The 21,567-nt window shown below is 59.3% G+C and carries 19 protein-coding genes and 1 tRNA gene; 9 read left to right on the top strand and 11 right to left on the bottom strand.

The genetic code is table 11. The annotated features are described in order from the left end of the window. Nucleotides 1-568: 568 nt before the first annotated feature. From K5R89_RS07515 to proB, 3 genes are all read right to left on the bottom strand, one after another. Nucleotides 569-641 (bottom strand) — tRNA-Thr (locus K5R89_RS07515). Between the two features lie 113 nt (nucleotides 642-754). Next, complete coding sequence (gene proA / locus K5R89_RS07510; protein WP_004147253.1) at nucleotides 755-2,008, bottom strand: glutamate-5-semialdehyde dehydrogenase; 1,254 nt, start codon at nucleotides 2,006-2,008, stop codon at nucleotides 755-757. Nucleotides 2,009-2,018: 10 nt separating this feature from the next. After that, nucleotides 2,019-3,122, bottom strand: coding sequence for a glutamate 5-kinase (gene proB / locus K5R89_RS07505; protein ID WP_008805306.1), 1,104 nt, complete (start codon nucleotides 3,120-3,122; stop codon nucleotides 2,019-2,021). A 289-nt stretch (nucleotides 3,123-3,411) separates the two neighbouring features. Between proB and phoE the strand changes: the two genes are divergently transcribed. Next, nucleotides 3,412-4,464, top strand: a complete 1,053-nt coding sequence (phoE, locus tag K5R89_RS07500; RefSeq protein WP_023288537.1) for a phosphoporin PhoE — start codon at nucleotides 3,412-3,414, stop codon at nucleotides 4,462-4,464. 44 nt (nucleotides 4,465-4,508) lie between these two features. Here phoE and K5R89_RS07495 read toward each other — a convergent pair whose 3' ends face one another. Continuing rightward, nucleotides 4,509-5,075 carry a C40 family peptidase gene (locus K5R89_RS07495; RefSeq protein WP_032428599.1) on the bottom strand — a complete coding sequence of 189 codons (567 nt, stop codon included), beginning with the start codon at nucleotides 5,073-5,075 and terminating at the stop codon, nucleotides 4,509-4,511. 411 nt (nucleotides 5,076-5,486) lie between these two features. Here K5R89_RS07495 and K5R89_RS07490 point away from each other — a divergent pair, with 411 nt between their 5' ends. Next, nucleotides 5,487-6,356, top strand: coding sequence for a DMT family transporter (locus tag K5R89_RS07490; protein ID WP_048296798.1), 870 nt, complete (start codon nucleotides 5,487-5,489; stop codon nucleotides 6,354-6,356). Nucleotides 6,357-6,451: 95 nt separating this feature from the next. Further along, nucleotides 6,452-7,117, top strand: a complete 666-nt coding sequence (locus K5R89_RS07485; RefSeq protein ID WP_049014147.1) for an HAD family phosphatase — start codon at nucleotides 6,452-6,454, stop codon at nucleotides 7,115-7,117. A gap of 940 nt (nucleotides 7,118-8,057) precedes the next feature. Here the strand turns inward: K5R89_RS07485 and phnE (K5R89_RS07480) are convergent. From phnE (K5R89_RS07480) to phnC, 4 genes are all read right to left on the bottom strand, one after another. Beyond that, on the bottom strand, nucleotides 8,058-8,942 hold the full coding sequence (gene phnE, locus K5R89_RS07480; RefSeq protein WP_217259280.1) for a phosphonate ABC transporter, permease protein PhnE: 885 nt from the start codon (nucleotides 8,940-8,942) through the stop codon (nucleotides 8,058-8,060). Next, nucleotides 8,939-9,811, bottom strand: coding sequence for a phosphonate ABC transporter, permease protein PhnE (gene phnE, locus K5R89_RS07475; protein ID WP_032453208.1), 873 nt, complete (start codon nucleotides 9,809-9,811; stop codon nucleotides 8,939-8,941). The genes phnE (K5R89_RS07480) and phnE (K5R89_RS07475) overlap by 4 nt, the downstream gene beginning before the upstream one ends. Before the next feature lie 66 nt (nucleotides 9,812-9,877). Next, on the bottom strand, nucleotides 9,878-10,816 hold the full coding sequence (phnD, locus tag K5R89_RS07470) for a phosphonate ABC transporter substrate-binding protein (protein WP_032428601.1): 939 nt from the start codon (nucleotides 10,814-10,816) through the stop codon (nucleotides 9,878-9,880). 22 nt (nucleotides 10,817-10,838) lie between these two features. Next, nucleotides 10,839-11,681 carry a phosphonate ABC transporter ATP-binding protein gene (gene phnC / locus K5R89_RS07465; protein WP_110243777.1) on the bottom strand — a complete coding sequence of 281 codons (843 nt, stop codon included), beginning with the start codon at nucleotides 11,679-11,681 and terminating at the stop codon, nucleotides 10,839-10,841. An 842-nt stretch (nucleotides 11,682-12,523) separates the two neighbouring features. Between phnC and K5R89_RS07460 the strand changes: the two genes are divergently transcribed. From K5R89_RS07460 to K5R89_RS07435, 6 genes are all read left to right on the top strand, one after another. Next, a complete protein-coding gene (locus K5R89_RS07460) occupies nucleotides 12,524-13,066 on the top strand; it encodes a helix-turn-helix transcriptional regulator (RefSeq protein WP_023288544.1) in 543 nt (180 codons plus the stop codon). 73 nt (nucleotides 13,067-13,139) lie between these two features. Continuing rightward, nucleotides 13,140-13,727 carry a common pilus major fimbrillin subunit EcpA gene (gene ecpA / locus K5R89_RS07455; RefSeq protein ID WP_023288545.1) on the top strand — a complete coding sequence of 196 codons (588 nt, stop codon included), beginning with the start codon at nucleotides 13,140-13,142 and terminating at the stop codon, nucleotides 13,725-13,727. A gap of 58 nt (nucleotides 13,728-13,785) precedes the next feature. Continuing rightward, nucleotides 13,786-14,454 carry a hypothetical protein gene (locus K5R89_RS07450; protein WP_072420870.1) on the top strand — a complete coding sequence of 223 codons (669 nt, stop codon included), beginning with the start codon at nucleotides 13,786-13,788 and terminating at the stop codon, nucleotides 14,452-14,454. 25 nt (nucleotides 14,455-14,479) lie between these two features. Then, nucleotides 14,480-17,005 (top strand): fimbrial biogenesis outer membrane usher protein, encoded by a 2,526-nt coding sequence (locus tag K5R89_RS07445; protein WP_023288547.1) that lies wholly within the window; start codon nucleotides 14,480-14,482, stop codon nucleotides 17,003-17,005. Next, nucleotides 16,995-18,638, top strand: coding sequence for a fimbrial adhesin EcpD (gene ecpD, locus K5R89_RS07440; protein WP_217259279.1), 1,644 nt, complete (start codon nucleotides 16,995-16,997; stop codon nucleotides 18,636-18,638). Before K5R89_RS07445 ends, ecpD begins: the two co-directional genes overlap by 11 nt. Then, on the top strand, nucleotides 18,607-19,317 hold the full coding sequence (locus K5R89_RS07435) for a fimbria/pilus periplasmic chaperone (protein WP_044521203.1): 711 nt from the start codon (nucleotides 18,607-18,609) through the stop codon (nucleotides 19,315-19,317). Before ecpD ends, K5R89_RS07435 begins: the two co-directional genes overlap by 32 nt. 3 nt (nucleotides 19,318-19,320) lie before the next feature. On the opposite strand, the gene K5R89_RS07430 is transcribed toward K5R89_RS07435, so the two are convergent. From K5R89_RS07430 to K5R89_RS07420, 3 genes are read right to left on the bottom strand one after another with little or no spacing between them, the layout of a single operon-like run. Further along, nucleotides 19,321-20,010, bottom strand: coding sequence for an amino acid ABC transporter permease (locus tag K5R89_RS07430; protein ID WP_217259278.1), 690 nt, complete (start codon nucleotides 20,008-20,010; stop codon nucleotides 19,321-19,323). Next, entirely contained in the window at nucleotides 20,000-20,752 is a 753-nt protein-coding gene (locus tag K5R89_RS07425) for an amino acid ABC transporter permease (protein WP_044521207.1), read from the bottom strand. The genes K5R89_RS07430 and K5R89_RS07425 overlap by 11 nt, the downstream gene beginning before the upstream one ends. Continuing rightward, nucleotides 20,749-21,567: an amino acid ABC transporter ATP-binding protein gene (locus K5R89_RS07420; RefSeq protein WP_023288551.1), complete on the bottom strand. Its 819-nt coding sequence runs from the start codon at nucleotides 21,565-21,567 to the stop codon at nucleotides 20,749-20,751. The genes K5R89_RS07425 and K5R89_RS07420 overlap by 4 nt, the downstream gene beginning before the upstream one ends.

Raw genomic sequence — 21,567 nt, 5'->3', positions numbered from 1 at the left:
GCCGGAAGAATACCGGCTGATGGCTGAAACCCCGGAAATCTCAAAAAGTGCGTGGAACTAAAACGGGTGCGCTTACAGTAGCGTAGCGCAGATTTTGGACAATACAAGCCATAAAGCCCCGTTGGTGATACAGCAACAAGCGGAGCGTAGCGACGTCATCAGATTGTCAGAGGGATCACACCTTATCAGGATGCTCGTGTACCTTTCGGAGCGTGAGCGAGACGCTGATAGAGCTTGCATGTGGTGTGCAAGTACCAATATCACCATAAACCTGTTTATCCCTCAGTGAGGGGCATCGGGCTTAAATGCGTGTGATCAATCTGTTTCGGGATGGTTTAGAGACGTTGGCAGCGTCATTAGCTTCGAGTTGATAGCGGTTCGTGTAGACTGTTCACGCTTTGTACCTGTTCGAGCTTTACAACTACAGGCCGCTACGTGCTAACATCCCTGAATAGCCACTGTTAACCATAGCGGCAACTGTTGGTCATAGAATCCCTTAAAAGAAGATCGTAACTTGAGAGAGAAACACTCTTTAATTGGTTGTTTTTAATGGATTTTGTTGTGTGAGTGCCGATAATAGGAGTCGAACCTACGACCTTCGCATTACGAATGCGCTGCTCTACCAACTGAGCTATATCGGCCCTGCAAGAGGTGTTCACGAGCGTGAATCACGAGGCAAAAGGTTAGAACTTAGCGGGCGATGCGTCAATAGTCAGTGGAATCAACTGCCTATTTTTGCATCGCCCGTTCTCATTTACGCACGAATGGTATCGTCGCCGAAACCAATCCACTTATAAGTGGTTAACGCTTCCAGCCCCATCGGGCCGCGGGCGTGCAGCTTCTGGGTGCTAACTGCCACCTCCGCGCCGAGGCCGAACTGGCCGCCGTCGGTGAAGCGCGTGGAGGCGTTCACGTAGACGGCGGAAGAGTCCACTTCATTGATAAAGCGGTTGGCGTTACGCAGGGTACGGGTCAGGATGGCGTCGGAGTGCTGGGTGCCATGCTCGCGGATATGGGCGATAGCCTCATCCATATCGGCCACGACTTTGACGTTCAGATCCAGCGACAGATACTCGTCGTCATACTGCTCCGCTTTCACCGGCTCGACCTTCGCTGGGCCGTTTTGCAGCGCGGGCAGGGCGGAGGGGGCGGCGTGCAGGGTGACGCCGCTCTCGGCCATCTGCTTGCTTAACGCCGGCAGGAAGGTGTCGGCGATGTTGCGGTGTACCAGCAGCGTTTCCACGGTATTGCAGGTGCTCGGCCGCTGGGTCTTGGCGTTGACAATGATCTTCAGCGCAGGGGCGATCTCGGCGGTTTCATCAACGAAGATATGGCACACGCCAATCCCGCCGGTGATCACCGGGATCGTTGACTGCTCGCGGCACAGCTTGTGCAGGCCCGCGCCGCCGCGGGGGATCAGCATATCGATGTATTTATCCATCTTCAGCATTTCCCCCACCAGCGCACGATCCGGGCTCTCAATGGCCTGTACCGCGGCGGCCGGCAGACCGCACTCCTGCAGCGCCTGCTGGATCACCTTCACCGTGGCGGCGTTGGTGCGCCAGGTCTCTTTCCCGCCACGCAGGATCGCCGCGTTACCGGTTTTCAGGCACAGGGAGGCGACGTCGACCGTCACATTGGGACGCGCTTCATAAATCACGCCAATCACCCCCAGCGGGACGCGGCGACGTTCAATACGCAGACCGCTGTCCAGCAGCCCGCCGTCGATCACCTGGCCGACCGGGTCGGCCAGATTGCACACCTGGCGCACATCGCTGGCGATGCCGCTCAGACGCGCCGGGGTCAGCGCAAGGCGATCGAGCATCGCTTCACTCAGACCATTGGCGCGAGCTTCCGCTAAATCTTCCGCGTTGGCGCGCAGAATATCGTCGGTCTGCGCTTCCAGATAATCGGCGATCTTTTCCAGTACCTGGTTCTTTTCCCGGCTGGAGAGTAACGCCAGCTGCCAGGAGGCCGCTTTGGCGGCAATGCCCATTTGTTCCAGCATTTTCAGCTCCTTAACGGATGATCATATCATCGCGGTGGACGGCCACCGGGCCGTATTCGTAGCCCAGAATGGCATCGATTTGCTGCGAGTGCTGGCCGGCGATAAGGCGCAGCGCGTCGCTGTTGTAGCGGCTGACGCCGTGCGCGATATCGCGTCCTTCGCTATTGCGGATGCGGATCACTTCGCCGCGGGAGAAGTTGCCGCTGACGATTTTGATGCCTTTTGGCAGCAGCGAGCTGCCTCGTTCGAGGATCGCCTGGGTCGCGCCCGCATCGACGGTCAGTTCACCGGCCGGCGGGGCGCCGAAGATCCAGCGCTTACGGTTCTCCAGCGGAGACTCCTGCGCGTGGAAGCAGGTGCCTACCGGCAGGCCTTCCATCGCGTGGCCGATGACGTCCGGGCGGTTGCCGGCGGCGATAATGGTATCAATCCCCGCGCGGCAGGCGACGTCCGCGGCCTGCAGCTTGGTGCCCATGCCGCCGGTGCCGAGTCCGGAGACGCTGTCGCCGGCGATGGCGCGCAGCGCGTCGTCGATGCCGTAGACGTCTTTAATCAGCTCCGCCTGTGGGTTGCTGCGCGGGTCGGCGGTGAACAGGCCAGGCTGGTCGGTTAACAGCAGCAGCTTATCCGCCCCGGCGAGGATCGCGGCCAGCGCGGAGAGATTGTCGTTATCGCCCACTTTGATTTCCGCGGTGGCGACGGCGTCGTTTTCGTTAATGACCGGGACGATGCTGTTATCCAGCAGGGCGCGCAAGGTGTCGCGGGCGTTGAGGAACCGTTCTCTGTCTTCCATGTCGGCGCGGGTCAGCAGCATCTGGCCAACGTGAATGCCATAGATAGAAAACAGCTGTTCCCACAGCTGGATCAGACGGCTTTGTCCCACCGCCGCCAGCAACTGCTTGGAGGCGATGGTGGCGGGCAGTTCCGGGTAACCAAGGTGCTCGCGCCCCGCGGCAATGGCCCCGGAGGTCACGATGACAATACGGTGTCCCATGGCGTGCAGCTGTGCGCACTGGCGCACGAGCTCGACGATATGGGCGCGGTTCAGGCGACGGGACCCGCCTGTTAAAACACTGGTGCCCAGTTTTACCACCAGCGTCTGGCTTTCACTCATGATTCTCTGCCGTTCAAAAGGAATATCGATATCGAGCTGATGTTGTAGCAGGAGTCGGCCCGCTTGCCAACACCCGGGGCGGCGGGCGCGCCATTTTATTGCGCGGGATCGGGCATTCTGGAGAGGGAGTATGACAAAAATATGTCAGATACATTTAAATACGCTTTTTTATAAAAAGTTCCACCTTGTCATAAATATTTAATCTCCCGGCGTTAAAAAACCTCCTGTTTTTGATGGGCGAGCGCCCGCAATTGAATAGCGCGTATAAATAAATCACCAGGACTGAATAATGAAAAAGAGTACTCTGGCATTAATGATGATGGGCTTTGTGGCTTCAACGGCGACGCAGGCAGCGGAAGTTTATAATAAGAACGCGAACAAGCTGGATGTGTACGGCAAGATCAAAGCCATGCATTACTTCAGCGACTATGACAGCAAGGATGGCGATCAGACCTACGTGCGTTTCGGTATTAAAGGCGAAACGCAGATTAACGAAGACCTGACCGGCTATGGCCGTTGGGAATCTGAATTCTCCGGTAACAAAACCGAGAGCGACTCCAGCCAGAAGACTCGTCTGGCGTTCGCCGGGCTGAAGCTGAAGAACTACGGCTCCTTCGACTACGGTCGTAACCTTGGCGCCCTGTACGACGTGGAAGCCTGGACCGATATGTTCCCGGAATTCGGCGGCGATTCCTCTGCTCAGACCGATAACTTTATGACCAAGCGCGCCAGCGGTCTGGCGACCTACCGCAACACCGACTTCTTCGGTCTGGTGGATGGCCTGGATATGACCCTGCAGTACCAGGGTAAAAACGAAGGTCGTGAAGCGAAGAAACAGAACGGCGACGGCGTCGGCACCTCGTTAAGCTATGACTTCGGCGGCAGCGACTTCGCCGTCAGCGCGGCCTACACCAGCTCCGACCGTACCAACGATCAGAACCTGCTGGCTCGCGGTCAGGGTTCGAAAGCGGAAGCCTGGGCGACCGGCCTGAAATATGACGCCAACAACATCTATCTGGCGACCATGTACTCTGAAACCCGCAAGATGACCCCGATCAGCGGCGGCTTTGCCAACAAAGCGCAGAACTTTGAAGCGGTGGCGCAGTATCAGTTCGACTTCGGTCTGCGTCCGTCCCTCGGCTATGTGCTGTCGAAAGGGAAGGATATCGAAGGGGTGGGGAGTGAAGATCTGGTTAACTACATTGACGTGGGCCTGACCTACTACTTCAACAAAAACATGAACGCCTTCGTGGATTACAAAATCAACCAGCTGAAAAGCGATAACAAACTCGGCATCAACGATGACGACATCGTCGCGCTGGGCATGACCTACCAGTTCTGATCAACTTCAGAACCACCCGCCGCAGCCCAGGCTGCGGCTTTTTTTTAGCGGCGGTTCTTCGCCAGATGCAGGGTGTCGCTGTTCATGGTGATCTGCGCGTTATACTCCTTCGGCAGACGGCGCGCCTGATAGAACGCCGACTCCCAGTAAGGGTTGTCCAGCGAAGAGCGCATCACGCCCTGGCTGCTCGAGGCGTGAAGGAAATTATGATCGGTATCGTAAAAGCCAACGTGCATCCCGGCCCGGGTGCGGAAGAAAACCAGATCGCCGGGACGTAAATCGCGCTTATTGACCCGCACGCCCATGTGCAACAGCTCACGGGTGGTGATCCGCTCCATCGGCAGGTTAAAGCGATCCTTCAGCGTGCGCCAGACGAAACCCGAGCAGTCGACGCCGCTTTGTTCAGTCCCGCCCCATTCATAGGGGGTTCCCTGCCAGGTGTGCATCTGGTCATGCAGGGCCGCCACCACCGGGATCAGATCGTCCGATCCGCTATCAATGGTCATATCCGCATGAGATTTTGTGTGTTTTGCCTGTTTCGGTGAGGAGGAGCATCCTGCCAACAACAAAAAAGGAATTAACAAGAGAGCATGCTTCAGTTTTGGCTTCATATCGTTATTTTCGAAGTAGCAAGCAGACTGCTTTGTTTTATAGCCGATTAAAAAGAACGGCTAAATAAGCTGATGCCGCCTTTACGTTTATTTACGATTAAAAATAAACAACGATGGGATGGATCAGCCATAAAGGGCAGTTGTCACTTCGCAACAGTCTGTGCCAGGATTCTGTCATCAATATCTCACGAGGCATTCCATGAGGCATAACGCCATCGCCGCCGAGACTTTACCCGGCGCCGCTTTCGACGCGGGGTGGATGACGTCTGCGCCTCATTATTGCTTCGCCACGCTCTGCCCACCGCCTCCCCCTCCAGACCGGGTTGTTTTCGGCGCTTAACGCCGTCTTTCCAGGCGCTTACCTGCCGGTATGACGCTTGATACCTTGTGTTTGACGTTCGGGAGCATGCTATGCACGTTCGCTATTCTCTGCTTGCCTCGCAGGCGACAACGGCCACCTTTGTGCTGCTGTGGGGCAGCGCGGCCATTTTCACCCGCTGGGGACTGGACAACGCCTCGCCGATGGCGCTGCTGGTCTTTCGTTTTCTGGTTGCCCTGGCAGCGCTGGCGCCGCTGGCCATCGCCCGTCGACGCTGGCTGCCCGCGCCGGGCACTCGCCTGCAGACAGCGGCCACCGGCCTGATGCTGATTGGCGGCTATTCGGTCTGTTACTTCGAGGCGATGGCCAACGGCGTGACGCCGGGGCTTATCGCCACCATCATGGGGATCCAGCCCATCCTTACGCTTTGCGTGGTGGAGCGCCGCCTGCAGGGGCGGCGGCTGTTGGGGCTGCTGATTGCCCTGGCGGGGCTGGTGCTGCTGGTGTGGCGCAGCCTGGCGGCGTCGCCCATGGCGATGACAGGGATCCTGTTTGCGCTGGCGGCTCTGCTGCTGATGACCTTTGGCGCGCTGTGGCAAAAGCGCAGCCGTCAGTCGCCGGCGGATGTCCTGCCGCTGCAGTATGCCGTTAGTCTGGGGCTGTGCCTGTTGATCGCCCCGGTCAGCGGCTTCCGGTTTACCGTTAACGCCGGGTTGATTATTCCGGTGCTGTTTCTCGGGCTGCTGATTTCGGTGGTCGCCCAGCTGCTGCTGTACCGTCTGCTGAGCGCGGGGAATATCGTCAATGTCACCAGCCTCTTTTATCTGGTGCCAGCGATCACGGCGCTACTGGATTATCTGCTGCTGGGCAATCGTCTGCCGGCGGCGGCGATGGTCGGTATGGTGGCGATCGTCGGCGGGATCGTGCTGGTGTTCCGCACCGGCAAGGTCCGCGCCGGCTGACGGCGAGCCGGGCGCGGTGGCGTCCGGTTCATTTTCCTGTCATCTTTTTTACGCATGCTCCCGGCAGCTTATTTTGACCAGTAAGGGAAGGTACCATGGGCAACACGCTGACGATTTTCGATCTCGATAACACCCTGATACAGGGCGATAGCAGTACGATCTGGAGCCAGTTTATGGTTCGCGAAGGGCTGGCGACGCAGAAGGGGTATCTTGCCCGCGAGGCGCGGCTGATGGCGGATTATGACCGGGGAGAGATGAATATCGCCGATTATGTGGCCCTGATCCAGGCGCCGCTGGCCGGAATACCGAAATCGGACGTAGACGCGCTGGTGGCCCGCTGCGTGCGCGAGGCGATCCTGCCCCGGGTCTATCCGCAGGCGTGGGAACTGATTCGTCGTCTGCGGGCCGAGGGGGAGCCGATGCTGATTATCTCCGCCTCGGTTAGTCTGCTGGTGCAGGCGGTGGCCGCCGCGCTGGAGATTGAGCAGGCGCTGGGCATTGACGTGGCGATGGTCGACGGCGGCTACAGCGGGGAGATTGCCGGGATCCCCAGCTATCAGCAGGGAAAGGTGGCGCGTCTGGCGCAGTGGCGCGAGGCGCATCCGCAGTATGACGGCGAGGTGACTTTTTACACCGATTCCATTAACGATCTGCCGCTGTGCCTGCATGCGGATCGCGTGCGGCTGGTCAATCCCTGTCCGCAGCTGCAGGCGGCCGGTGCCGGATATGGCTGGCCGGTGCTGAGCTGGCGGCTGGAATAGCGGAGCGGATAAATGTTTCTGCGGGTTCAGTCGTTGTCGGCCGGGCAAGGCGTGAGCCGCCATCCGGCATAAAGGCGGCTTCGTGCCGGCGGTCGTTGCCCGGCGGCGCTGCGCTTGCGCGGGCCTACAGACTGAGCTGGCGGCTGGAATAGCGGAGCGGATAAATGTTTCTGCGGGTTCAGTCGTTGTAGGCCGGATAAGGCGTGAGCCGCCATCCGGCATAAAGGCGGCTTCGTGCCGGCGGTCATTGCCCGGCGGCGCTGCGTTTGCGCGGGCCTGAACGCCAGCCGGACTGTTTCCTGGAGAGGGGAAGCACTGCCGTGTGGTTGTTTATGTTATCTGTGGCTTCAGCGTAGTTTGCGCTCCCGGTTCGTCTTCTGCGTTATGTCTCTCATGGCGCAGGGAGCGCACAGGGGGCGGCCAGTCGCCGCCGCCCCCTGTACCCCCGGGCTCCGGCCAGCAAAATCGCCGCTGCGCGGTCCCTTCGACTTATCCCTGCAGGCTTCGGGTCGGGCCGAGGCAGCGTCCGTGCAAAACACGGCCCTCAGCCCGCATCCATGCGGGCTGCCCCGGCCTTCCGGGAACGTCTCAGCGATTTTGAGGCCGTCAGCACCGGCAGTTTCAGCAACAATGGTGAATAAATTAACGACAGGTCGTAAGAACGTAGGCCGGGTAAGGCGCAGCCGCCACCCGGCAACACCACGGGTACCGTGCCTGATTATTCCCGGTGGCGCTGCGCTTGCACGGGCCTACGGGGTGTGAACCTGTGAGAGGATCCTCCAGGCCGGGTAAGGCGCAGCCGCCACCCGGCGAAATCAAGGATACCGTGCCTGATATCTTGCCCGGCGGCGCTGCGCTTGCACGGGCATACGGGGTGTGAGCCTGTGAGAGGAACTTCCAGGCCGGGTAAGGCGCAGCCGCCACCCGGCACAAAGGCGCGCTAGCGTTCCTTCTGATACAGCGGCACTACGGCGCCGCCGATATAGCGACGGCGCAGCCAGGCGGAGAGGGTGTCCATGATCATCACCACCGCCACCAGCAGCAGCGTGATAAACATCACCACATCCCAGTTCCACAGGCGCATATTCTCGGCATAGATAAGCCCGATACCGCCGGCGCCGACGAAGCCCAGCACCGCCGCGGAGCGGGTGTTGGATTCAATCTGGTACAGGCTCAGCGCGAGGAAGGTCGGGAACGACTGGGTAAAAATACCAAAACGATGCTTTTGCAGGCCGTTCGCGCCCACGGCGGTCAGCCCGCGCCCGGGGGAGCGGTCCACGGCTTCGTGTCCTTCCGCGTACAGCCGTCCCAGCAGACCGGTGTCCTGCATGATGATCGCCAGCACCCCGGCCAGCGGCCCGAGGCCTACCGCGCGCACGAAAATCAGCCCCCAGATAGCCATGTCGATCCCGCGCAGCACATCAAACAGGCGGCGCATCAGCAGGGCGAGGGTCCCCAGCACCACGCCGCGCATGATGTTGCGGGCGGCGAAGAAGGAGAGCAGCAGCGCCAGCACCGTGGCGGTGAGCGTCCCGGCGAAGACGATAGCCAGGGTAATGCCGATTTGCGTGAAGTAATAGCCAAACGGCCAGTTCCAGAAGTCGTGCCAGACGAACATCCGCGCCAGATAGCGGCCAATCTGCTGCAGGCCGGTGGTCAGCTGTTCGCCGCTGATGCCGAACTGCATAAAAAACCAGACGTAATAGAGCATGCAGGCCAGCGCCACCAGCCCGACGTAGCGCAGGTAGCGCCCCTGGACCTGATAGAGCTGTTTATGCTGCCGACGGCTGGCGGCGATATCCGGTTGCATGTGCCAGACGATCATTTCTTACCCTCCAGTACCCACAGGCGCAGACGACCGGACAGCATGTCCAGCGCCGACACCACCAGAATGATCAGCAACAGGGTGATGCTCACCTGATCGTAACGGTCGAGCTTGATGTTGGTCATCAGCTCCTGGCCGATGCCGCCCGCGCCCACCAGCCCGAGAATGGTCGACGAGCGGAAGTTGATTTCAAGCCGCATAAAACCGTAGGAGAGAAACAGCGGTTTCACCTGCGGCCACAGGGCGAAGCGAATTTTCTGCAGCGGCGATGCGCCGCAAGCCGCCAGGCCGCGTACCGGTTTGTTTTGCGCGCTTTCCACCGCCTCGTAGAACAGTTTGGTCAGACTGCCGACGGTATGCAGCATGAGCGCCAGAAAGCCCGGGATCGCGCCGATGCCGAACGCCATCACAAAGATCACCGCCCACGCCAGCTCGGGCATGGTGCGCAAAAACGCCACCAGCACGCGAATGGCAAAGCGCACCGGCGCCGGGGACCAGGCGTTATTGGCGGCGAGAAACGCGAAAACCGTGGCAATGGCGACCGCCACCAGGGTTGAGGCCAGCGCCAGCTGCAGGGTTTCCCAGATCAGCGGCAGCTGGATCGGCAGGCGATAGCCCCACCAGGCCAGCGACCCTTTGGTCTGCACGTCGGCGAACAGGTTGCCGGCGCTCAGGGGCGGAATGGTCTCTGCCATATAGTCCAGGAAGTGGGGCAGCGAGTGCCAGATAGTCAGCAGATTAAATTCCGCGGCGCTGCCGGCGGCAAAATAGAGCGCCAGCAACAGCAGCGACCAGCAGACGGCATCGCGTTTTTGCCGCGAGCGTATCTGCTGGTAATAGCGTTCAAATTCGATGTGGGTCGTCTTCATGCGTCGGGGATCTTCAACGTAGCGCCGCCGCTCACCTCGGGGCAAGCCGGCGGCGTTGAGGCAGGATTAACGCGCGCTCACCAGCTCGCGTTTCATATCGATAATCTGCTGGAAATCAGCCACGCTGCCCGGGCCGATGTGCTGCGTACCGCCCATCGCTTTGATAAAGCAGGCGTGATCCTCAGTATCCAGTTTTTTCACCGCCGCCACGACCTTCGCCTTAAAGTCCGCCGGCAGCGCATTGCTCACCAGGATCGGGCCGTTCGGGATCAGCGGCGATTGCCAGATAATGCGGATCTGCTTCATCAGATCCGGATGATCCATGCGAATCAGGCGGTTGAACGCGCCGGTGGTGTAGCCGGTGTTGTAATCGCCAACCATCGAGGCCCAGGTCACCGCCCCCGCGAACTGGCCATTCAGCACGCCGAGGATGTCCTGCTCGTGGCCACCGGAGAAGGTGACGCTGGAGAAGGTGTTGTTGTATTTGTTGTCGGCGTTGCCGCCAAATTTTTCTTTAAACGCATGGTTAGGGATCAGATACCCGGAAGTGGAATCCGGGTCGGCGAAGCCAAAGGCTTTGCCTTTTAAATCGTCCAGCGTTTTATATGGGGAGTCGGCTTTGACAATCACCACCGAGTGATAGCCGCGAGACTGATCTTTGTCGTCCACGGCGATGCCGACGATATCCACCGCTTTCGGGTTATTGAGATAAACCGAGGCGTAAGAGGAGGGGGACATGCTCAGCACCACGTCGACTTTACCCCCCAGCAGACCCTGAATCACCCCGGAATAGTCGGAAGAGTTACGCAGTTTGGTATCCACGTTCAGCTCTTTATCGAGGAAGGTCTTCACGCACTGGTTATCGCCGATTTGCTGGGTGGCGTTCTGGCCGCCGAGAATGCCCAGATTCAGCTCTTTCGGCTGCGCCGCCGCTGCCTGCCATGCCATCATCATGCCCGCGACCATTGCGGATAAACGAACTGCGCCAGTCATATATTTTTTCATTATGTTGCCCGTGTGAGTGAAATTAATGCAATTGGCTAACGTCATCGCCGTACAGCTGCTGCAGTACATCCTGCGTCAGCCGGGCGGGGTGATCGTCAAAAATAAGCTGTCCGCTGGCGACGCCGATAACCCGGGTGCAGTAGGACCTGACCAGCTCCACCGAATGCAGGTTGACCATCACGCTGATGCCCTGCTCGCTAATCTCGCGCAGCACATCCATGATGCGCTGAGTGTTTTTCGGATCCAGCGAGGCGACAGGCTCGTCGGCGAGCAAGATCCCGGGGTTTTGCATCAGCGCCCGGCAGATCGCCACCCGCTGCATCTGCCCGCCGGAGAGGTTCTCCGCCCGCTGCAGCGCGTGCGGCAGCATGTTCATCCATTCAAGCAGCGCAATGGCGCGCGCCCGGTCGGCTGCGGGAAAGATTTTAAACAGCGATTTCAGGGTTGAAGTCTGGCTGAGGCGGCCCAGCAGAACGTTGGTGAGCACGTCGAGGCGCGGCACCAGGCAGAAGTCCTGAAAGATCATCCCGCAGTGGCTGCGCCAGGCGTTGAGCGCGCGGCCTTTCAGCCGGGAGACATCGTGCGGGGTACCGACTTCCGGGTAGCTAAGAATTTCGCCGCCGCTGGCGCTGTGGGTGCCATTGAGAACATGCAGGAGCGTCGATTTACCGGCGCCGGAGCGACCAATAACCCCGACCATTTCACCGGCGTGCAGATCAAAGCTGATGCCGTCCAGCACCTTGTGCTGAGCCTCGTAGGCTTTACTCAGGTTACGCACGCTTAAGACCTTCCGCTGCCGGCCGGCATTGAGATCGGTGAACGGCTGGAAATCAGTTTCGGCCACCGCGGCAAGAGAGCTGTTCATAAGAGTGTCCAGGTTCGTCATTAACTGGCCACTATTAATAGGTCTTTATGTGAAATTTCGATGACGGTATTGCGAACAAACCGTGAACAGGCGGGAAAGGGCGGCGGTGAGCGGTCCACCCGCGCGCGCGTGGCGCGCTGGCGAAGCGCCGAAAAGCGGCTATGCTTTCGGGGGCGCGGAGACAGGCGCCCCTTGACGGCCGGAACCCTCGTCAATCTTCGCTTAATCTTGCTGATGAGAACTGTTATATCGAATAGATAATGCGTCTGCCTTTGTTTAGCATTCAACATTCCCCAGATATTAACATATACATAACTATTTTGTGCGGCAGGTTAATCTATTCATGAGTCTTATGTGTTGGTGAATCATCCTGGTTGTTGCTTCTTTTTGGATTTATATTCTTTATTTTTTAATAAATTTGGTTTATTCGACAACTTCATTCTGCCCTCCATTAAGAATATTCCTAACATAATGGGGTGAAGATCCTGGGTAATATAAAATTCAGCTAAGAGTCGACGGTAATATTGCCAATAACCTTATGAAAATAAATGTCTTTTTTCTTTCCTCAAAAAAACGATATTTTCAGTTTTTGTAAATATTGACCTGGGCGCGAAATTCATTGCCTTTCCGCATGTTGACACTCTATAGGAAAAAACTTAAATTCAACGCCAAGCAGAAAATAATTATAGTTTAACCCCGCTTATCCAATATTGATAGGTGATGCGTGTCTTATTTAATGGCGATTTATTAAAGGAATGGAATACGCCAGTTAACTTTATAGGCCTGGCAAGCAGTGACGTTGTAAAAATGATTACTTCAAGGACTATGAGGTTAAAAACTATATGGAATATAAAAGCTGTTCCGATAAGTATATTTGGTCTGCCCATGACTCCTACTTCTATAAAGGATTATCCGAACTGATTGTAGATATCGACGAATTAATTTATCTGTCGCTAGAGAAAATCAGAAGAGATTTCGTGTTTATCAATCTCAATACGGCTTCGTTAAACGAATTTATCAGGCGCGACAGCGAATGGCTATCCGCGGTAAAGGGGAAACAGGTCGTATTAATTGCGGCCAGAAAGTCAGAGGCCTTAGCGAATTACTGGTATTACAATAGCGATATTCGCGGCGTGGTATATGTTGGCCTGAGTCGCGATATTCGAAAAGAGCTGGCCTATGTGATTAATGGCAGGTTTCTCCGTAAAGATATTAAGAAAGATAAAATTACAGACCGGGAAATGAAAATTATCCGCATGACCGCCCAGGGCATGCAGCCGAAATCGATCGCCAGAATTGAAAATTGTAGCGTGAAGACAGTGTATACCCATCGGCGCAATGCTGAGGCCAAGCTGTATTCCAAAATATATAAGTTAGTTCAGTAACACCCAGGCAAGTTAATTTTTGAATGGTTCACCGGGACATCATGTCCTTAATTCAACTCAGGAAGAAAAAGCGATGAAAAAAAAGGTTCTGGCAATAGCTCTGGTAACGGCGTTTACCGGTATGGGTGTGGCGCAGGCTGCTGACGTAACGGCTCAGGCTGTAGCGACCTGGTCTGCGACCGCCAAAAAAGACACCACCAGCAAACTGGTCGTCACCCCGCTCGGCAGCCTGGCGTTCCAGTATGCCGAAGGCGTGAAAGGTTTTAACTCACAGAAAGGTCTGTTTGACGTGGCAATTGAGGGTGACGCAACGGCGACCGCCTTTAAGCTGACCTCGCGTCTTATCACCAACACCTTAACCCAGCTGGATACCTCCGGCTCCACGCTGAGCGTGGGCGTGGATTATAACGGCGCAGCGGTGGAAAAAACCGGTGATACCGTGATGATCGATACCGCCAACAACATTCTGGGCGGCAACCTCAGCGCGCTGGCTAATGGCTACAACGCCAGCGGTCGCACCACCGCGCAGGATGGTTTCACCTTCTCTATCATCAGCGGCACCACTGACGGCACCACCGCCGTGACCGATTACAGCACCCTGCCGGAAGGGATCTGGAGCGGCGACGTTAGCGTACAGTTCGACGCCACCTGGACCAGCTGATCCTTCTGATGCACCAGCAGGGGGGGCTCCCCCTGCTTTTTTCACGGACGGAATTGTTATGAAAAAGCACCTTCTTGCCCTCGGGCTGCTGTTTGCCGGAGTGTCGCCGGCGCAGGCGCTGGATGTCGGCGATATCTCATCTTTTATGAACAGCGGCAGCAGCACGCTGAGCAAAACGATCAAGAACAGCACCGACAGCGGCCGGCTGATCAATATCCATCTCGAACGGCTCTCTTCCCCGCTGGATGACGGACAGGTTATCCCGATGGATAAACCGGACGAGGTGCTGCTCACTCCCGCCAGCCTGCTGCTACCCGCTCAGGCCAGCGATGTGATCCGCTTCTTCTACAAAGGCCCGGCGGATGACAAAGAGCGCTACTACCGCATTGTCTGGTTCGACCAGGCGCTCAGCGATGCCCAGCGCGATAACGCCACCCGCAGCGCGGTGGCCACCGCTTCCGCCCGCATCGGCACCATCCTGGTGGTGGCGCCCCGGCAGGTGAACTACCGCTTTCAGTACGCCAACGGCTCCCTGACCAACACCGGGAACGCGACGCTGCGGATCCTCGCCTACGGCCCTTGCCTGAAGGCCGCCGAGGGTAAGGAGTGTAAAGAGAACTACTACCTGATGCCGGGTAAATCACGCCGTTTTACGCGCGTGGACACGGCGGATAAAAAAGGACGGGTTGCGCTTTGGCAGGGTGAGCAGTTTGTTCCCGTGAAATAGACAGCTGTGCAGATGGATAACGACGATGCCTCTACAACGGATTTCCCCAGGACTGAAAACACGGCTTGCCTTCGGCATGTTTTTTTTGTTCGTTCAGCCCGACGCCAGCGCGGCTGCCCCAGGGGCGCAGCAGATTGGCGGGGTGATTATTCCGCAGGCCTTCAGCCAGGCGCTGCAGGACGGCATGAGCGTTCCTCTCTATATTCATCTTGCCGGTAGCCAGGACACCCGGGACGATCAGCGGATCGGCAGCGCCTTTATCTGGCTGGACGGCGGCCAGCTGCGCGTTCGGCAGATCCGGCTGGAGGACAATGAGGGTAACGCCAGCGTCAGCGAACAGACCCGCCAGCAGCTGACTGGCCTCGCCAACGCCCCGTTCAGCGAGGCGCTCACCATCACGCTGACCGACAGCGCGCAGCTGGATCTCAGCCTGCGCCAGCTGCTGCTGCAGCTGGTGGTCAAGCGCGAGGCGCTGGGCACCGTGCTGCGCTCGCGCAGCGAAGACATCGGCCAGTCGAGCGTCAACGCCCTCAGCAGCAACCTGAGCTATAACCTCGGCGTCTATAACAACCAGATGCGCAACGGCGGGAGCAACACCTCCAGCTATCTGTCGCTGAACAACGTCACGGCGCTGCGTGAGCATCATGTGGTGCTCGACGGCTCACTGTACGGGATCGGCAGCGGTCAGCAGGACAGTGAATTATATAAGGCCATGTATGAACGCGATTTCGCCGGCCACCGCTTTGCCGGCGGGATGCTTGACACCTGGAACCTGCAGTCCCTGGGGCCGATGACCGCTATTTCGGCGGGCAAGATTTACGGCCTTTCCTGGGGGAACCAGGCCAGCTCCACCGTCTTCGACAACAGCCAGTCCGCCACGCCGGTGATCGCCTTTCTGCCGGCGGCGGGCGAGGTGCATCTCACCCGTGACGGCCGGTTGCTGAGCGTCCAGAACTTCGCCATGGGGAACCATGAAGTGGATACCCGCGGCCTGCCGTACGGTATTTACGACGTGGAGGTCGAGGTGATCGTCAACGGGCGGGTGGTCAGCAAACGCACCCAGCGGGTCAATAAGCTGTTCAGCCGGGGACGCGGCGCCGGCGCGCCGCTGGCGTGGCAGGTGTGGGGCGGCAGTTTTCATATGGATCGCTGGTCGGAGAGCGGGAAAAAGACCCGGCCGGCGAAAGAGAGCTGGCTGGCGGGCCTCTCGGCCTCCGGGTCGCTCAGCACCCTGAGCTGGGCGGCAACGGGCTATGGCTACGACAACCAGGCGGTGGGAGAAACCCGCCTGACGCTGCCGCTGGGCGAGTCGATCAACGTTAACCTGCAAAATATGCTGGCCAGCGACAGCTCGTGGAGCAGCGTCGGCAGCATCAGCGCCACGCTGCCGGGGGGCTTTAGTTCAGTGTGGGTCAACCAGGAGAGAACCCGCATTGGCGATCAGTTGCGGCGCAGCGATGCTGACAACCGGGCGATCGGCGGCACCCTCAACCTCAACGCGCTGTGGTCGAAGCTGGGGACGTTCAGCGTCAGCTACAACGATGACCGTCGCTACAACAGCCATTACTACACCGCGGATTACTATCAGACGGTCTACAGCGGCGCCTTTGGCTCGCTCGGCCTGCGGGCGGGGATCCAGCGCTATAACAATGGCGACAGCAGCGCCAACACCGGGAAATATATCGCCCTCGATCTGTCGCTGCCGCTGGGCAACTGGTTCAGCGCCGGGATGACCCATCAGAACGGCTACACCATGGCTAACCTCTCAGCGCGCAAGCAGTTTGATGAAGGCACCATTCGCACCATCGGCGCCAATCTGTCGCGGGCCATCTCCGGCGATACCGGGGATGACAAAACCCTCAGCGGCGGGGCGTATGCCCAGTTCGACGCCCGCTACGCCAGCGGCACGCTGAACGTCAACAGCGCGGCGGACGGCTACGTCAACACCAACCTCACCGCCAGCGGCAGCGTCGGCTGGCAGGGCAAAAACATCGCCGCCAGCGGACGAACCGACGGCAACGCCGGGGTGATCTTCAACACCGGGCTGGAGGATGACGGTCAGATCAGCGCCAGGGTCAACGGGCGGATCTTCCCGCTCAGCGGCAAGCGTAACTATCTGCCGCTCTCACCCTATGGCCGCTATGAGGTGGAGCTGCAAAACAGCAAAAACTCGCTCGACAGTTACGACATCGTCAGCGGGCGCAAGAGTCATCTGACCCTCTATCCCGGCAACGTGGCGGTGATTGAGCCTGAGGTGAAGCAGATGGTCACCGTCTCCGGTCGTATTCGGGCGGAAGACGGCACGCTGCTGGCGAATGCGCGGATTAACAACCATATCGGCCGTACCCGCACCGATGAAAACGGCGAGTTCGTCATGGATGTGGATAAGAAATACCCCACGATCGATTTCAGCTACGGCGGCAATAAAACCTGCGAAGTGGCGCTGGAGCTCAGCCAGGCGCGCGGCGCCGTCTGGGTGGGGGATGTGGTTTGCAGCGGCCTCTCGTCGTGGGCGGCGGCGCAGCAGACAGGAGAAGAGAATGAAAGTTAACCCCTTAATCGCCCTGGCGATCCTCGCGCTGCTCTGGCCGGCGGCCGCGCTCAGGGCGGCGGTGTCGAAGACCACGTGGTCGGATGCGCCGGCGCGCGAGTTTGTGTTTGTGGAAAACAACTCCGACGACAACTTTTTCGTCACCCCCGGCGGGGCGCTGGATCCGCGCATGACCGGCGCCAACCGCTGGACCGGCTTAAAATACACCGGCTCCGGGACCATCTATCAGCAGAGTCTCGGCTATATCGATAACGGCTACAACACCGGGCTCAATGCCAACTGGAAGTTTGATATGTGGCTGGAAAACTCGCCGGTTTCGCACCCCTTAACCGGCCTGCGCTGCATCAACTGGTACGCCGGGTGCGATATGGCCACCAGTCTGATCCTGCCGCAAACCACCGACGCCAGCGGGTTCTATGGCGCGACGGTGACCAGCGGCGGTGCGAAGTGGATGCACGGTATGATGTCGGACGCCTTCTATCAGTATCTGCAACAGATGCCGGTCGGCGGCAGCTTCACGATGACCATCAATGCCTGCCAGACCTCGGTGAACTACGACGCCAGCAGCGGCGCGCGCTGTAAGGATCAGGCCTCCGGCAACTGGTATGTGCGCAACGTCACCCACACCAAAGCCGCGAGCCTGCGGTTGATAAACACCCACTCGCTGGCGGAGGTGTTTATCAACAGCGATGGCGTGCCGACGCTCGGGGAAGGGAACGCCGACTGCCGGACGCAGACCATCGGCAGCCGCTCAGGATTAAGCTGTAAGATGGTCAACTATACCTTGCAGACCAATGGGTTAAGCAACACCTCGATCCATATTTTCCCGGCGATCGCCAACTCGTCGCTGGCCTCGGCCGTCGGGGCGTACGATATGCAGTTCAGCCTCAACGGCAGCTCATGGAAGCCGGTGAGCAATACTGCCTATTACTACACCTTCAACGAGATGAAGAGCTCAGACGCGATCTATGTGTTCTTCTCCAGCAACTTCTTTAAGCAGATGGTGAATCTCGGGATCAGCGATATCAATACCAAGGATCTGTTCAACTTTCGCTTCCAGAACACCACCTCGCCGGAGTCAGGCTGGTATGAGTTTTCCACCTCCAACACGCTGATTATCAAGCCCCGTGATTTCAGCATCAGCATTATCTCCGACGAATATACCTCGGCGCCGTCGCGGGAGGGGGATGTCGGCAGCGGCGAACCGGCGCTCGATTTCGGCTACATCGTCACCACCAGCGGTAAAACGGCCGCCGACGAAGTGCTGATCAAAGTGACCGGACCGGCGCAGGTGATTGGCGGGCGCTCCTACTGTCTCTTTAGCTCCGATGACGGTACGGCGAAAGTGCCGTTCCCGGCGACGCTCTCTTTTATCACCCGCAGCGGCGCGACGCAGACCTACGACGCCGGGTGCGATGACAGCTGGCGGGATATGACCGATGCGCTGTGGCTGACCACGCCGCGGACCGATATCTCCGGCGAAGTGGGGCAGATGGATAAGACCACGGTGAAATTCTCGATTCCGATGGATAACGCCATTTCGCTGCGGACGGTAGACGATAACGGCTGGTTTGGCGAAGTCAGCGCTTCAGGAGAGATTCATGTCCAGGCGACGTGGCGCAACATTAACTAAGGCCCTGCTGACGGTGGGCTGCCTGCTGGTGGCTCCGCTGGCGCAGGCTATCTCGGTCGGCAACCTGACCTTTTCCCTGCCGGCTGAAGCGGATTTCGCCAGCAAACGGGTGGTGAACAACAATAAAAGCGCGCGGCTATACCGCATCGCCGTCAGCGCCATCGATCGCCCGGGCGGCAGCGAAGTGCGCTCCCGGCCGGTGGATGGCGAGCTGCTGTTCGCCCCCCGTCAGCTGGCGCTGCAGGCCGGGGAGAGCGAATACTTCAAATTTTACTATCATGGCCCGCGGGACAATCGCGAGCGCTATTATCGGGTCTCGTTTCGCGAAATCCCCACCCGCAACCTGACGAGGCGCGGCCCGACCGGCGGCGAGGTCAGCATGGAGCCGGTGGTGGTGATGGATACCATTCTGGTGGTGCGCCCGCGCGAGGTGCAGTTTAAATGGTCTTTCGATAAGGTGGCCGGGACGGTGAGCAATACCGGCAATACCTGGTTTAAGCTGCTGATTAAGCCAGGATGCGATTCGACCGAAGAGGAGGGGGACGCGTGGTATCTGCGTCCCGGGGACGTGGTTCGCCAGCCGGCGCTGCGCCAGCCGGGGAACCACTATCTGGTCTATAACGACAAATTTATTAAGATCAGCGATACCTGCCCGCTGAAGCCCCGCCCCGCGGAGTGAACCTTACCCGGCGGTCGCGCGGCGGGTAAAGCGCCGGCTGGCCAGCAGGCTCAGACCGCAGCACAGCAGGTAGTACACCGCGCCGGTGAAGACGAAGATCGCCAGGGGATAGATCTGCACCCGGTTGTTGACCTGGCCGGCCAAGGTGGTCAGCTCCGGGACGTTGACGATAAACGCCAGCGACGTGTCCTTCAGCAGGCCGATAAAGATCCCCACCAGCGACGGCTGAACGTTGCGCAGCGCCTGCGGGAGCAGCACCAGGCGCAGCGTTTGCCCGGGGGCGAAGCCCTGGGTCAGCGCCGCCTCATACTGACCTTTCGGCAGCGACTGCAGCCCCGCCAGCACCGAGTGCATCACCGAGGCGGCGGTAAACCACGCCAGCGCCAGGGTCACGGTCACCGCGCCGGGCAGATCGCCGCCGGTCAGCATCGGCAGCAGATACCACAGCCAGAAGATGACAAATATCAGCGGGATGCCGCGGATAATTTCCGCCCACAGAAACAGCAGACGCCGCGTCAGCCCGCCGTAGCGCCAGGCCAGCCCCGCCAGCGCAATGCCTCCCGGCAGCGCCAGCAGCGTGGCGCCGATAGCCATCAGCAGGGTCAGGGCCACGCCGCCGGGCTGGCCCTCCGCCAGCCGGCCCCACAGCAGGTAATCAAGGTTATCGGCGATCACCGCCAGATTAGCGTTCATGTTGGGCGCTCCGTTGCAGTTTTCTTCCCGGGCCGAGACGCGTTAGCGCCACGCCCATCGCCACCCCCAGCGCCAGGTACAGCGCGGTGCCGACGGCAAAAGCCTCCAGGGCGTGCGCGTTATAGCTCTCAATCTGCCGCACCTGATAGGTCAGTTCCGCAAAGCCGATGCCGCTGGCCAGCGATGAGAGTTTCATCAGGTTGAGATACTGGCCGACAATCGGCTGCCAGGCGTTGGCCAGCCCCTGCGGCAGAAGGATAAAGCGCAGCTCCTGCCACGGCGTAAAGCCCTGCGACAGCGCGGCTTCCCGCTGCCCGTGGCTGACGGCGCGCAGTCCGGAGGCGATCTCTTCCACCAGAAAGGCGGAGGTAAAGACCCCCAGCCCCCACATTGAGCAGAGGAACTCCGGCGTCAGCCACCAGACGTTGCCCGGCAGAATGGACCAGGCGTGCTCGTCGTTCACCACGTTCTTCACCGCCAGCGGCAGCAGGTTCCAGGCGGCAAAGTACCAGAACAGCAGCTGGACCAGCAGCGGGGTATTGCGAAACAGCGAGACCCACGCGGCCACCAGCCCGCGCCCCGCGCGGCCGCCGCCGAGACGTAGGGCCAGCAGCAGAACCGCCAGCGCAGTGGCGAGCAGGATCCCGGCGACGCTGACCCAGACGGTGGTGAGAAAACCAGAGATAATCCATTGCAACGGCTGTCCGCTCAGGACGCCGTGCCAGTCAAGCATTGGCGTCACTCGAGGCTCTCCTGGTGCAGCGGATCCAGCACCTTCTGCAGAAAACGCCGCGCGCGGGCATGCTGCGGATGGGCGAAAAACTCAGCCGGCGGGGCGACCTCGAGAATGTCGCCGCCGTCGATAAACACCACCCGGTCGGCAATTTCGCGGGCAAACTGCATCTCGTGGGTCACCACCAGCATGGTGATCCCGCTGTGGGCGAGGTTTTTCATCACCTGCAAAACTTCGCCGATCATCTCCGGGTCGAGCGCCGAAGTGGGCTCATCGAACAGGATAATCTGCGGCGAGGAGGCCAGGGCGCGGGCGATCGCCACCCGCTGCTGCTGGCCGCCGGAGAGCTGCGCCGGCATCTGCTGCGCTTTCTCCTCCAGCCCGACCTGACGCAGCAGCGCCAGCGCCCGCTCCTGTGCCGCGCTTTTTCCCCAGCCGTGGACGCGCTCCAGCGCCAGCGTGATGTTCTCCTGCGCCGTCAGGTGGGCGTAAAGGTTGAACTGCTGGAAGACAAAGCCGACGCGGCTGCGCAGCTGGCGCAAGGCGCTGCCGCTCAGCCGGCTGGTGGGTTTGCCGTCGATCAGGATCTCGCCGCCGCTTAAGGATTCGAGCTGGTTGATCAGGCGGATCAGCGTCGATTTTCCCGATCCGGAAGGGCCGAGGATCGCCACCACTTCGCCGGGATCGACCTGCAGGTTGATGGCGTTGAGCACCTGATGATCGCCGTAGCGCTTGGCCACCTCACGAAAGGTAATGCTGGCGCGCTGCAGACGTGAAAAATCCGCGGCCGGAGCCGCGGAGTGGGAGAATAAACCCGAGAACAT

The organism is Klebsiella sp. TF21-TM (assembly GCF_019753495.1).
Classification (GTDB): Bacteria; Pseudomonadota; Gammaproteobacteria; order Enterobacterales; family Enterobacteriaceae; genus Klebsiella; species Klebsiella quasipneumoniae.
The sequence above is the reverse complement of the archived record's forward strand: the minus strand, read 5'-3'. Positions and strand labels throughout refer to the sequence as shown.

Bases quoted from the DNA above. Each gene is read 5' to 3' on its own strand.
- proA (WP_004147253.1), bottom strand. From the start codon at position 2,008: ATGCTGGAACAAATGGGCATTGCCGCCAAAGCGGCCTCCTGGCAGCTG.
- proB (WP_008805306.1), bottom strand. From the start codon at position 3,122: ATGAGTGAAAGCCAGACGCTGGTGGTAAAACTGGGCACCAGTGTTTTA.
- phoE (WP_023288537.1), top strand. From the start codon at position 3,412: ATGAAAAAGAGTACTCTGGCATTAATGATGATGGGCTTTGTGGCTTCA.
- K5R89_RS07495 (WP_032428599.1), bottom strand. From the start codon at position 5,075: ATGAAGCCAAAACTGAAGCATGCTCTCTTGTTAATTCCTTTTTTGTTG.
- K5R89_RS07490 (WP_048296798.1), top strand. From the start codon at position 5,487: ATGCACGTTCGCTATTCTCTGCTTGCCTCGCAGGCGACAACGGCCACC.
- K5R89_RS07485 (WP_049014147.1), top strand. From the start codon at position 6,452: ATGGGCAACACGCTGACGATTTTCGATCTCGATAACACCCTGATACAG.
- phnE (WP_217259280.1), bottom strand. From the start codon at position 8,942: ATGATCGTCTGGCACATGCAACCGGATATCGCCGCCAGCCGTCGGCAG.
- phnE (WP_032453208.1), bottom strand. From the start codon at position 9,811: ATGAAGACGACCCACATCGAATTTGAACGCTATTACCAGCAGATACGC.
- phnD (WP_032428601.1), bottom strand. From the start codon at position 10,816: ATGAAAAAATATATGACTGGCGCAGTTCGTTTATCCGCAATGGTCGCG.
- phnC (WP_110243777.1), bottom strand. From the start codon at position 11,681: ATGAACAGCTCTCTTGCCGCGGTGGCCGAAACTGATTTCCAGCCGTTC.
- K5R89_RS07460 (WP_023288544.1), top strand. From the start codon at position 12,524: ATGGAATATAAAAGCTGTTCCGATAAGTATATTTGGTCTGCCCATGAC.
- ecpA (WP_023288545.1), top strand. From the start codon at position 13,140: ATGAAAAAAAAGGTTCTGGCAATAGCTCTGGTAACGGCGTTTACCGGT.
- K5R89_RS07450 (WP_072420870.1), top strand. From the start codon at position 13,786: ATGAAAAAGCACCTTCTTGCCCTCGGGCTGCTGTTTGCCGGAGTGTCG.
- K5R89_RS07445 (WP_023288547.1), top strand. From the start codon at position 14,480: ATGCCTCTACAACGGATTTCCCCAGGACTGAAAACACGGCTTGCCTTC.
- ecpD (WP_217259279.1), top strand. From the start codon at position 16,995: ATGAAAGTTAACCCCTTAATCGCCCTGGCGATCCTCGCGCTGCTCTGG.
- K5R89_RS07435 (WP_044521203.1), top strand. From the start codon at position 18,607: ATGTCCAGGCGACGTGGCGCAACATTAACTAAGGCCCTGCTGACGGTG.
- K5R89_RS07430 (WP_217259278.1), bottom strand. From the start codon at position 20,010: ATGAACGCTAATCTGGCGGTGATCGCCGATAACCTTGATTACCTGCTG.
- K5R89_RS07420 (WP_023288551.1), bottom strand. From the start codon at position 21,567: ATGTTCTCGGGTTTATTCTCCCACTCCGCGGCTCCGGCCGCGGATTTT.